10 protein-coding genes are annotated in these 12,162 nt (G+C 70.5%); 8 read left to right on the top strand and 2 right to left on the bottom strand.

The genetic code is table 11. The features are described from left to right. Positions 1-11: 11 nt before the first annotated feature. Positions 12-2,261, bottom strand: coding sequence for a serine/threonine-protein kinase (locus CU044_RS30935; protein ID WP_129772042.1), 2,250 nt, complete (start codon positions 2,259-2,261; stop codon positions 12-14). 161 nt (positions 2,262-2,422) lie between these two features. Continuing rightward, complete coding sequence (locus CU044_RS30930; protein WP_129772041.1) at positions 2,423-3,181, bottom strand: DeoR/GlpR family DNA-binding transcription regulator; 759 nt, start codon at positions 3,179-3,181, stop codon at positions 2,423-2,425. A 72-nt stretch (positions 3,182-3,253) separates the two neighbouring features. Between CU044_RS30930 and CU044_RS30925 the strand changes: the two genes are divergently transcribed. The 8 genes from CU044_RS30925 to CU044_RS30895 all read left to right on the top strand — a co-directional run bounded on the left by CU044_RS30925 (position 3,254) and on the right by CU044_RS30895 (position 12,089). After that, the gene (locus CU044_RS30925) at positions 3,254-3,451 is read left to right on the top strand and encodes a hypothetical protein (RefSeq protein ID WP_129772040.1); all 198 of its coding nucleotides are present in this window, start codon (positions 3,254-3,256) and stop codon (positions 3,449-3,451) included. Between the two features lie 213 nt (positions 3,452-3,664). Beyond that, the gene (locus CU044_RS30920; protein WP_129772039.1) at positions 3,665-5,953 is read left to right on the top strand and encodes a glycoside hydrolase family 3 N-terminal domain-containing protein; all 2,289 of its coding nucleotides are present in this window, start codon (positions 3,665-3,667) and stop codon (positions 5,951-5,953) included. 202 nt (positions 5,954-6,155) lie between these two features. Continuing rightward, a complete protein-coding gene (locus CU044_RS30915; RefSeq protein ID WP_205124124.1) occupies positions 6,156-7,421 on the top strand; it encodes an MFS transporter in 1,266 nt (421 codons plus the stop codon). Between the two features lie 179 nt (positions 7,422-7,600). Further along, positions 7,601-7,756 carry a hypothetical protein gene (locus CU044_RS39255; RefSeq protein WP_205124123.1) on the top strand — a complete coding sequence of 52 codons (156 nt, stop codon included), beginning with the start codon at positions 7,601-7,603 and terminating at the stop codon, positions 7,754-7,756. A 167-nt stretch (positions 7,757-7,923) separates the two neighbouring features. Continuing rightward, positions 7,924-8,988, top strand: coding sequence for an ABC transporter permease (locus CU044_RS30905; RefSeq protein WP_193564117.1), 1,065 nt, complete (start codon positions 7,924-7,926; stop codon positions 8,986-8,988). Positions 8,989-9,018: 30 nt separating this feature from the next. Beyond that, positions 9,019-9,168 (top strand): hypothetical protein, encoded by a 150-nt coding sequence (locus CU044_RS38875; protein ID WP_165372014.1) that lies wholly within the window; start codon positions 9,019-9,021, stop codon positions 9,166-9,168. A 365-nt stretch (positions 9,169-9,533) separates the two neighbouring features. After that, positions 9,534-11,402 carry a polymer-forming cytoskeletal protein gene (locus tag CU044_RS30900; protein ID WP_129772037.1) on the top strand — a complete coding sequence of 623 codons (1,869 nt, stop codon included), beginning with the start codon at positions 9,534-9,536 and terminating at the stop codon, positions 11,400-11,402. Between the two features lie 243 nt (positions 11,403-11,645). Beyond that, positions 11,646-12,089, top strand: a complete 444-nt coding sequence (locus CU044_RS30895) for a hypothetical protein (RefSeq protein WP_129772036.1) — start codon at positions 11,646-11,648, stop codon at positions 12,087-12,089. The last annotated feature ends 73 nt before the right edge of the window (positions 12,090-12,162 follow it).

The following is a 12,162-nucleotide window of genomic DNA, read 5'->3' as shown; positions in this document are numbered from 1 at the left end:
TGCCGCCGGGGTCAGTCCGACTTCGGCGGCTTCTGCGTGTCGAAGGCGAAGAGGGTGTTCTTGTCCGCGGCCACGATCAACGCGCGCCCTACGACGGTCACGCGCGGGCTTGCGTTCTCCTGGCCCGTCAGACCCTCGGCCTGCGGATCTGTGGTCCACAGGGTTCCGCCGTCGTGCGGCGACAGCGCGACCACCCGGCCGGTGGCCGAGCTGAAATACAGCGCGTCGGCTCCCGCCGCGGGGCCCGACGCGCCCTCCACGCCCGTCTGCCGCGTCCACTTCTTCCGGCCGGTCGCGGGGTCGAACGCCGTGACGAGACCGGTCTGCCCGCTCACGTAGACCGTGCCGCCCGCCATGCCGGGCGTCCCCGCGTATGTCCTGCCCAGCCGGGAGTACGTGACCTTTCCCGAGGCCGGGTCGACCCGCGCCACCCCGTCGTACCCGGCCAGCGCCGTTCCCTCCATGCGTCCCAGAAGGAATACGAGCCTGCCGTCGGCGACGCCCATCGGCACGGCGGGGCCGTCGACCGCGATGGGCCTGCCCAGTGCCCCCGAGGCGCGGTCGACCGGGTACAGGGTGGGGTGGCGCACCTCCAGGGCGTCCACCTCCGTATTCGTCGCGCACATCGCGAAGAGCTGGGAGCCCGCCGGGACGGGAGCGCACTGTGTACCCGCGGGGAACGGCCTCTTCCAGGCGATCTCACCGCTGTGCGCGTCCCGGGCCTCGAAACGGGAGTTGGAAGCGTCGACCGTCACGACGGCGGAGCCGACCACGAGGGCGTCCTGAGTCCGGCCCGCGACGGCCATCGACTGGGCGCCGGACGGCACGGACCACAGCTCCCGGCCGGTGTCCGCGTCGACGGCCACCACCTCGCTGGAAGGGTCCTGCGGGGCGTCCTCGGCGGCGAAACGGTAACCGAGCACCGTGTCGTCGGTGGCGCCCACCAGGTGCATGCCCTGGACGGGGACGCCCGGGCTCTTCGCCGTCCACACCCGCGAGCCGTCCTGGGCCCTGATACGGGTCGCGACAACACTGCCGCCCCCGCAGAACACCGCGTCGTCGCGAGCGACGCAACGCAGCTCGTCGGGGATGTCCTCGCGACCGCCGGGCACGGTCTCGCGCCACGGCTCGAAGCCGTTCGGAAGCGCGGCGCCCGGCGCCGCAGCGCTGCTGCCCTTCTCGCCGTCGCTGCCGTTGTCGCCGCCGCTGTTCCCCCCGACGGCGCCCGTCTGGAGCGCGGCGACTCCTCCGCCGATCGCCGCCACCGCGACCGCGGCCGCGAGCACAGGCCGCCATCGGCCGCGCAGGCGGCGGCCGATGGCGGTGCCGGCGCTCCCTGTACCGGGACCGGCCGGGGCAGTCGGCGCCGGGGTGGCCGGCACCGCGAAGTCATGCTGGGTGATCATGTCGCGGGTGCGGCCCGCGCCGACTCCGTTCGTGTCGGTGCCGCCCAGGTCGGCCGACAGGTCCCGCAGCAGCACGAGGAGTTCGTCCGCCGAGGGGCGCCCCTTGGGATCCTTGTCCAGGCACGACTCGACGACCGCGCGCAAAGCCTCCGGCACGGCACCCAGCGACGGCTCCTCGTGCACCACCTGATACGCCGTCAGATACGGGCTGTCCGCGTCGAAGGGCCCGTGGCCCGTCGCCGCGTAGACCAGCAGTGTCCCCAGGGAGAAGACATCGGACCGCGGCCCCACCCCACGCGGCGCCTGCAACTGTTCCGGCGACATGAAAGGAGGCGTACCGATGACCCGTCCTGTCATCGTCAGCGTCTGCTGGTCCACGGCACGCGAAATGCCGAAGTCGATGACGCGCGGGCCTTCGGGCGAGAGCACGACGTTCGAGGGCTTCAGGTCACGGTGGACGACGCCCACCCGGTGGATGTCGCGCAGCGCCTCCGCCAGCCCGATGGCGAGCTTTCTCAGCTCCGGTCCGTTCAGCGGGCCGTTCGCGGCGATGCGCTGGGCGAGCGTGTGCCCCTCGATATAGGTCGTCGCCATCCACGGCTGCTCGGCCTCAGGGGCGGCGTCGACCACGGCGGCGGTGAACGCTCCGCTCACCCGTCTCGCAGCCGCCACCTCCTGCCGGAAACGGATGCGGAACTCGTCGTCCCCCGCGAACTGCTGGTGGATCAGCTTGATCGCGACAGGCCGCCCCGAACTCGTACGGGCCAGAAAGACCGTGCCCATGCCGCCCGAGCCGAGCCGCGCCTCAAGCGGGTAACCGCCGATCTCGGCTGGATCGCCTACGCGCAGCGACACTCTTCCCGACCTCCCGTCTCCCGTGGACCTCTGCCACCACGGGCCCGCGTGCCTGTCCTGTACACAAACTAGCCGCACGGCGGTCCGGCAGAGCAAAGGGGGTGACGAACGGGGAGTGCAGAGCTGCTCCCGTGCCGCGTACGGCGAAGCCCCGCCCGGGGTCAGACCTGGTGTACCGCGACGCCTGCCGCGGTCAGGGTGTCGGTCTGATCGCCGGGGGCGTCGGTATCGGTGACGAGGGCGTGGAGGGCGGACGCGGGAGCGACGAAGGCCAGGGCGGTGCGGGAGAGTTTGGCGCCCTCGGTGACGGCGATGACGCGGCGGGCCGAGGCGATCGCGGCGCGTTTGACGGCGGCGTCGTCCAAGTCGTAGGCGGTCAGGCCGTCCACCGCGTTCAGTCCGCAGCAGCCGATCACCGCGGTGTCGAAGCGGAGGGCGGCCAGCGACGCCAGGGTCAGCGGGCCGGTCAGGGCCAGTTCGCCCGGCCGCGGCCGGCCTCCGGGCACCAGCAGCGTCAACTGCGGGGCCCCGGTGAGCGTGTTCACCGCATGCAGGGACAGCGGCATCACGGTCAGCCGACGGTCCGTCAGCGCGCGGGCCACTTCCAGGCAGGTGGTGCCGCTGTCGATGACGACGGACTCGCCGTCCGCGATCAGCCGCGCGGCCTCGGCGGCGATGCGCTGCTTGTTCTCCAGGCCGTCCTGGGTCCGCAGCGCGAACGGCGGCTCCTCACCGCGGAGCAGCAGGCTCCTGGCCCCGCCGCGGTAGCGCTCGAGAACTCCCTGGGCGGCCAGAACCTCCAGGTCGCGGCGGATCGTCATCTCCGACGCCCCGGTGGACTCGGCGAGTTCCGCGACGCCCATGCGGCCCGCCTCACGTACAGCTTCGGTGATGTGCCTCAGTCGATCAGTGCCAGCCACCCCCATATTGAACACAATTGTCGTCTGAAAGACAACCTTTCGAAACGTCGGCTTGTTCGTTACGTTTACGCCGTGGACAGAAAGATCCGGGCCGGCCGACCGGCCGCCTTCGCCTGCCTCGCCCCGAACGGCTTCCTCCCAGGGGTGTGGACGGTACACATCCCCGGCATCGAGGAGCGCGCCGGAGCCGGCCACGCCGCGCTGGGCCGGCTCCTGCCGCTGATAGGCGGCGGGCCCTTCGCGGGGACCGCGTCCCGTACGCGGTCCTGACACGCACCCCTCGGCCCGGCCGCGCCGCGCGCCCGCCCCGGAGCTCACGTCCGGCCCCGGAGCGCCCACGAAGCGGCGCTCCCACGGCCCGGCACCCGTTCCTCGCCGGGCGAGCCGCCTCGCACGGCCATCGGCGCGCTCGGCCGCCGACGCGCCCCCGTGCGCGGGGCCGTTCCCCGCGCCTCTCACCGAAAGCTGTGAAAGGAAACTCCTGTGCCGTCCTCCCCGCGCTACCTCGACCCCGCTCTGACCGTCACCGAACGGGTCGACGACCTCGTCAGCCGTATGACACTGCCCGAGAAGGTCGGCCAGATGCTGCAGCTGAACGCCAAAGAGGGCGTGCACGTCGTCGCGGACATGCACGCGGGTTCCGTCGTCCACGCCTCGCCCGAACGCGTCCTCGAAGCGGCCGAACTCACCGAGCGGTCGCGGCTGCGCATCCCGCTGCTGGTGGCCGAGGACTGTATCCACGGACACTCCTTCTGGGAGGGCGCGACGATCTACCCCACCCAGCTGGGCATGGCCGCGACCTGGGACCCGGCCCTTGTCGAGCGGGTCGCCAGGGCGACGGCGGTGGAGGCTGCGGCGACCGGTGTGCACTGGACGTTCTCACCTGTGCTGTGCATCGCACGCGACCTGCGATGGGGCCGCGTCAGCGAGACCTTCGGCGAGGACCCTTTCCTCATCGGCGAGCTGGCCTCCGCCATGGTCCGCGGCTACCAGGGAGACGGGCTCTCCGACCCCACGGCGATCCTCGCCTGCGCCAAGCACTTCGCGGGGTATTCCGAGACCCAGGGAGGCCGGGACGCCAGCGAGGCCGACATCTCACGGCGCAAGCTGCGCTCCTGGTTCCTGCCGCCCTTCGAACGGGTGGCCCGCGAGGGATGCCGTACGTTCATGCTGGGCTACCAGTCCATGGACGGCGTCCCGATCACGGTCAACAACTGGCTTCTCAACGACGTGCTGCGCGGTGAGTGGGGCTACACCGGCACGCTCGTGACCGACTGGGACAACGTCGGCCGCATGGTGTGGGAGCAGCGAATCCACAGCGACTACACACACGCGGCAGCGGCGACGGTCCGCGCGGGCAACGACATGGTGATGACGACGCCGAAGTTCTACGGCGGGGCGCAGGACGCGGTCGAGCGGGGCATGCTCGACGAGGCGGAGATCGACGAAGCGGTCCGCCGCGTCCTGACCCTCAAGTTCGAACTCGGGCTGTTCGAGCGGCCGCGCCGTCCCGACCCCGCCCGCCAGGCCGAGGTGATCGGCAGCGCGGAGCACGCCGCTCTGAACCTGGAGACGGCCCGTCGCTCGCTCGTCCTGCTCACCAACGACGGCACCCTGCCCCTGGCGGGAGGATTCGAGGCGGATGCCGGAGGACGCGCCGTCGCCGACGCGGGGATCGCGCCGCGCACGGTCGCCGTCATCGGTCCCAACGCCGACGACGCCCAGACCCAGCTCGGCGACTGGGCCGGCTCCTCCGGCCAGGCGGACTGGCTCCCCGACGGCCAGCCACGCGCGATGATCACGACGGTGCTCGACGGTTTTCGCGCATATGTCCCCGAGGGCTGGAGCGTGTCGTACGCCCGCGGCGCGGACATCCTCACCGTCGACGCCGACCCGGAGGGCGCGTTCTTCCCCGACGGGCAGCCCCGGCCCGAGGTCGTCATCCCCGCGGAGCCCTCCGAGACACTGATCGCCGAAGCCGTGGCGCACGCCGAGGCCGCGGACTACGTCGTCGCCGTCGTGGGCGACCGTATCGAACTGGTGGGTGAGGGCAGGTCGACGGCGACTCTGGAACTGGTCGGGGGACAGGTCGCCCTCCTCGACGCGCTCGCCGCGACCGGCAAGCCGCTGGTGGTCGTGATCGTCGGCTCCAAGCCACCGGTCCTGCCGCCGTCCGCGCACGACGCCGCGGCGATCGTGTACGCGTTCAACCCCGGCATGCTCGGCGGGCGGGCGGTTGCCGAACTGGTCCTCGGTCTCGTCGAGCCGACAGGCCGCCTGCCGATCTCGTTCGCCCGCCACGCCGGGCAGCAGCCCACGTACTACAACCAGGTGCGCGGCCAGCACGGCAGCCGCTACGCGGATCTGACGCAGAGCCCGGCCTTCGCCTTCGGCCAGGGCCTGAGCTACACGACCGTCGAGTACGCCGACCTGGAGATCGCCGCCGCGGAGCTCGGGGCGGGCGACTCGGTCCACGCGCGGCTCACGGTCTCCAACACGGGCCCGCGCCCCGTCCTGGAGACCGTGCAGGTGTATGTCAGCGACACCGTCACCTCCGTGACGTGGGCGGAGAAGGAACTGAAGGCCTACCAGCAGGTGTCGCTCGCGCCGGGTGAGTCGCGTGAGGTCCTGATCGATCTGCCGGTCGCCGCCTGCACGCTCGTGGACGCGCAGGGCGAGCGCGTCGTCGAGGCCGGAGCCTTCGAGCTCCTGGTCGGTCCGTCGTCCCGTGACGAGTCGCTGCTGCGGGCGGGATTCACCATCAAGGACTGACCGCCCTGACCGCCGGCACGCGCGGGCAGCCCCGGCCGCCCGACGCCGGCGGCTGTGACACGCATCGGACGACGCGAAGGCACCCCGCTCGGAGTGAACAGGGAATCTGATCTGAGAGCATACTTATGAACACTATTGATGTTCTGTTTGTTCGAAGATACGGTGTGGGGCGTCTTGAGCCTGATCTCCCGGGGGGCATGCCGTGTCACGAATACCCACCGCCGGCAGCGTTGCGGCCAGCCCGTCCGCAATGCGGTCGGTGTGGAGTTCGCCGCTCTACCGCGGCGCGACCGTCGCGCTGTTCCTGTCCGGGCTGGGCGCCTCGGCCGCCGCGCCGCAGATCACCCTGTTCCTCGTCGACGACCTCCATGTCTCGCTGACCACGGCAGGCCTCTACTACCTCACGAGCATCACAGCCCCGGTCGCCGGATACCTCATCGGCGCACGCTCGGACCGCACGGGAAAACGGCTGGGCCTCTTCCGGCTGTGCGCCGTCGCCGGATTCCTCGGCTGGAGCGCCATGGCCCTGGCGGACCAGGTATGGATGCCGTTCGTGATCAGTGCCGTGGTCCTGGCCTTCGCCGGTGCCGCCGGCTCCCAGTTGTTCGCCGCGCTGCACGACGACCTGAAGGCCACCGCCAGCCCCGTCGGCGACGGGATCGTCTCGATCGCACGCATGGCGATGACCGGCGGATGGATCGTGGGCCCCGTCGCGGGCTCGCTGCTGGCCACCGCCGCCGGCCCGCGCGCGATGCTCGTGGCCACCGGACTGTGCACCCTCGCACAGATCGTCCCCATGGGCTTCGCGCGCACCCGCTCGGCACCCCCCGGCTCACAGACCGCGGCCACGCCCGAAGGGAAGACGGAGGCACCGGGTTCCCGTACCCCCGGCGGGCACCCGGGGGTACGGGAAATGCTGCCCCTGCTGGCCTTCACCGGGCTGTACGTGCTCGTCTACGCGGGGGAGCCGATCAAGTACGGCTACCTGACGATCTACATGAACAACGACATGCACCTGCCGACGGCGGTCAGCGGCGCGGTGATCGGCATCCAGCCCTTGACAGAACTGATCCTCATGCCGGTGGCCGTGGTCGTCGCCCGCCGGATCGGCACGCTGCGCCTGATGGTTTTCGGCGCCGCCTTCGGCGTCGTCGCGAACCTCTGCTTCGCCCTGACCGGCAGCGCCGCCGGCATGTTCGCCGGGCAGATCCTCATGGGCGGGGTGTGGGGTGTCTTCGCCGGCCTCGGAATCATCGTCGCGCAACGCCTGCTGCCCGAAGCCGTCGCGACCGCCTCGGCCATCTTCATGAGTTCCCCCGCGATCGCCAGCGCCCTCGGCGGGCTGACCGGCAGCCTCGGCGTAGGCATGTTCGGGCTGCCGCACGTGTTCCTCGCACCGGCCCTGTACGGCCTGGTGGCAACGGTCGGCATCGCCGTCATGAGCCGCTCCCGGCACGCCGTGGGCTGAGAAGCCCCACCGGGCGGGGCTCCCTGGTGAGTGAACAGGAGGGCCGGCCTCGCGAACTCGCCCCGGAGGTCGACGCGCTGCCGGGGTGCCGCGCGTGGCGGAACCGGCGGAACCGGAGGGTGCGGCACATGCGTCATCGTGAGAGCCAACGTTGAGCAACCACGTCAAGAAGGCAGGGCATGGAACCGGACCCCTCGATATGGGAGTTGCTGTTCGTGTTCCTCTTCGGGGGGATTTACGCCATCGCGAGGATGTCGTTGATCGTGTTCCCGGTCATCGGGATCGGGATCTGGGCTGTGTCGCGCATACGCCGCCTGCGCGGCCGCAGCCGTTAGCGCGCCCACACTCACGGCGCGCCTGAACTCGCCATGTTCGGGCTCGGTGTCCACGCCATGCACCGCATGCTCAACCGGCCCGGGAGTGGTGCGCCCCTGGACCCGGTAAGCGGATGGTCCCTCCGGTAACGTTGGCGAGGACGCTGAGGGCCTTCTCGGACAGTGGGATGGTCGCGGTCGTCGGCCTGTCCGAGTCGAGTCGAGCGGACCTGATGGCCCGGCTCGACCGCCTCGGCACCAACCTCCTCACCGCGGACGCGGGCGAGACCCACCTGGGGAAGCCGGTCAAACTCCCCAAGAACGCGGTCGCGATGGTCGAGCGCATCGGCCCGGTGCGGCACGCCACGGCAACCGGCAACGTCGACGCCCGTATCCGCCGCAGCGACGTGGTGCCCGAGGAGCGCACCGTCGGCGTCACCACCCAGGCGGCCCGCATCGACCTGCTGTCCACGCTCGGGGGAGCGGTCGACAAGGGCAGCTGGCTGAACCCGGTACGCGAACGCCTTCCGACGACAGTCCTCGGCGCGGTGGCGGCGGAGCGTCTCGGCATCACCCACACCGGCGAGACGATCATGATGAACGACACGCGCGTGGTCGTCGTGGGCATCCTCGAACCGCTCGAACTGGTCCCCACCCTGGACCGGACGGCCATGGTCGGATTCCCCGCCGCCGAACGCTACTTCGGCTTCGACGGCCACCCCACCACCATCTTCGAGCGCTCCACGGACGCCTCGGTGGAGGACGTACGAGCGGTCCTGGCCCGCAGCATCAGCCCCGGCGACGAGGCGGGCATCAAGATCTCCCGCCCCTCGGACGCGCTGGCCGCCAAGGCCGCAGCCGACAAAGGACTGACGACCCTGATGCTCGGCCTGGGCGCGGTGGCCCTCCTGGTCGGCGGTGTGGGCGTCGCCAACACCATGGTCATCTCCGTCCTGGAGCGCCGCCAGGAGATAGGCCTGCGCCGCTCGCTGGGCGCGACCCGCAACGCGATCCGGCTCCAGTTCCTGACCGAGTCGCTGCTGCTGTCGGCGCTGGGCGGGGTGACGGGCGCGCTGCTGGGCGCCGTGGCGACGTACGGTTTCGCGCGGGTCCAGGGGTGGACGGCGGTGATCCCACCCTGGTCCCTGGCCGGCGGCCTGGCCGCCACCCTCCTGATCGGCGTGGCCGCGGGCCTCTATCCGGCGATCCGCGCCTCCCGCCTCCACCCGACGGTGGCGCTGAACGCGACCTGATGCGGCGTCAACACCCGACGGCCATCGAAAATGCGCAGAACGGCCGGCACGCGTGATGGTTCCGAGGACGAAACCGGCCCGGGGGAGTCCGGACCGCCGAACTCCGACCGTGGCCGTTCGCTGGTCACGGCCGACATCTACACCGACACCCCCGCGATGCGCGCCTTCGCCCAGGAATGACCCACTCATCTCGTTGCCACCGGCCCCCGCGCCGCCGCCCCCTCCCGCACGCGTGGGAAACCGGCGGCTCCCCGGCGGCCATCTCGCCCACAAGAAGTCCGCCCTCGCCCTCCTCACGGACCCCGCCACCTGCTGCGGGGCTTCTCCAGCCGGCGCGGTCGAAGGGCGCTCGCGACCGGGCTTGCCCTGACGACCTTGCACCGGAACGTCGGTAATCGCTGTTTCGGCCAGCGTGGGTCTGGTTCGCGCCGGTTGTGGCGCATCGGGATTCATGGGTTGTCCGGCGGGACAGCGGTATGGACCATACGGGGACCAGCCCGTGAGGACGGACGCACGCGCAGCAGAATCCAGGGGGGTTTTCAGCGGTGGCTTTTCTTGTTTACAGCATCCTCACCGACCCGGCTCCGCTCCAGGTGTCGGCGGCGGGCGGAGCGTCCAAGGGAGCGGTCTACATCGTCGTCTCCAACCCGAAGGACCAGGACATGGCCTGGGTTTCCCTCACGGTGCATGTGCCCTTCGGGCAACAGGAGGATGCCCTGACGCCCGATCCGAAGGCGATCACGGCTCGGGTCCTGCCGGACAAAGCGAGGCAGCCGGGGGAAGAGCCGCTGACCAACTGGGACGCCACGACAGGTGTCTTCACCGTGACCCCCCAGCCCACCACGTACTTCAAGGCGAGCGGTTCCATGATCCTCGTGCTGGAGGGCTTCCCGGTCTCCAGTGTGCCGGGACCGGTTCTGCTGCGGGTGACGGAGACGGTGTGGAACGGTCCCTGGAAGCAGGACTCTCCGGTGACGCTGAGCCTGCTGAAGCAGGCTCCCAAGGCGCCGCGCAACTTCCGTCCGAAGCAGTCTCTGGTGGCCGCGGGCAAGAGCGTCGTCCTGCAGTGGGAGGGATCCGATACCTTCACCTACCAGATCCATGGACCGGACGGCCCCTCGAAGAACCCCCCGCACAAGGCCGGGACCGGCTGGGAGTGGACGCCGGCGGCGGACGAGGAGCCGAAGCGGGACGCCACCTACACCCTGACAGCCGCCTCGTCAGCTCAGCAGCAGCCCCCGGAGCACATCCTCACCACCACCGTCCACCTGCGCAGCCCCGAGTTCGAGAGCGTCACCGCCACCGACGGACTCCACACCCCGTGGGTCGAGGGCACCACGGACAAGGGGCGGATCACCTTCACCGCACAAGGTGCGCAGATCCACAACGACTCCCACGCGCCCGGCACCGTCGCGGCCGCCAAGGCTGTTGTCGACAGCGTCACCACCACCTCGGTGCAAGGCCGCGGCGACGACGCCGGGTGGATCCAGTTCCCGCCCACCGGGATCACGGTCGGCCATGGCGCGGGAAGCGACCTGGGTACCGTCACGGCTGACAAGGTCAGCGCCGCGAACGGCGTGAACACCCCGTGGGTCGGCGACCGCGACGGCGGCAAGGGCTGGGCCGAGTTCCCGCAGTCCGGTGTGAACGTGCGCAAGGACGGAAAGCAGGCGTGGGGCACCGTCGCCGGCGACAAGGCGGATTTGAACGGCATCAACACCGCGTGGGTGCAAGGCCGCACAGCCGACGACGGATGGATCGCCTTCCCCTCCGCCGGCCTGAACGTGTACCAAGGCGCCGGAAACCATCAGTGGGGAACCGTCGCAGCCGCCAAGGCGGACCTGGACGACCTGGTCACCCGCCGCGCCCAGGTCAAAGAACGCCTCACCCTCCAGGGCGGGCTGACCGTCGACAACGTGCTGGAGACGCAGGACGGTCCGCCCCGTCTGGTCGTCCACGGCCGGCTGGACGCCCAGGGTGAGGTGAACGCCGCCGGGAACGTCGTCGCCGGGGGCGACCTCACCGTCAACGGCGATCTGCGGCCGATGCGGAACCTGGAGGTCGGGGGTGCGGTCCGCGCGGGCGACCTGACGGTCAGGGGCAAACTGACCACCGAGGACGACCAGTTCGACCTCGTCGTCCACGGGGAGTCGCAGTTCGAGGGGAAGATGAACGCCAACGGGCACCTGTCGGTCCGCAACGGCGGCGACTGGATCCTGCACACCAACGACGACAAGATATCGGTCAACGGCGGCCTGCGCGTCCAGGAGGAGTCGCTGTTCATCGGGAAGGTGAACGCCAACGGCCACCTGTCGGTCCGCAACGGGACCGACTGGCTCATGCACGTCAACGACGACCAGGTGGCGATCCAGGGCAACCTGCGCGTCCACGGCGCATTCCGCTCCGACAGCTGACGGGCCCTGGCGGGGGTTCGAGAAGCTCGACGACCCGGCCTCGCCGCGCGCACGGTTCACCGCCGTGCACGGCACCGGGGAGGTGTTCGTGTGAACGGCGTCCCGGGCTTCCTGGGGGTCTTTGGTATTGCACCCGCGGCCCCGACTGAACGAGAACACTGTTCTTGACTCTGTCCGGAGGATGGGGCATCGTCCTTCTCAACAGAGAACAGTGTTCTCGTTTCTTGCTCCCTCGCTCAAAGGATGTCCGTCGTGACCACAGCAACCATCACGGTCCGCAGTGCCCCGTCCCGGCGTTGGGACCGCATCGGCCGCGGCCTGATGGCCCTCAACTCCGCAGTCACCTTCGCGGTGTTCATCAACGGGTTCTTCCTGATGGCGGACGCGAGCGACGACCGCATGATGGTGGAGGGCTGGCGAACCTTCGGATACCTCGTGTTCAGCGCGATGTGGGCGATGCTCGCGTACCGGCCGCGCCGGGTTCCGGCGATCTGGGAAATGGTGATCTTCCACAAGGCCGCGGCAACGGTGCTCGCCTTCACAATCCTGGACACCACCGAGGGTATGCAGTCCTCGGTCACCGACACCACGGTCGCGGCACTCACGATCTTCGCGTACATCGTCTGCCGCGGGTGGCAGTCGTGGCGGGTCATCAAGCGTGACGATGCTCCGGCGAACGCGCTTTGAGCCGTCGTGTCCGCAGGGCCGGCCAGGATGCCACGGCCGGCCCTGCGCTGCGGCTCCGCCCCCGCCTCTGAGC

Origin of the sequence: Streptomyces sp. L-9-10 (assembly GCF_004151105.1) — a bacterium.
Taxonomy (GTDB): domain Bacteria; phylum Actinomycetota; class Actinomycetes; order Streptomycetales; family Streptomycetaceae; genus Streptomyces.
The sequence above is the reverse complement of the archived record's forward strand: the minus strand, read 5'-3'. Positions and strand labels throughout refer to the sequence as shown.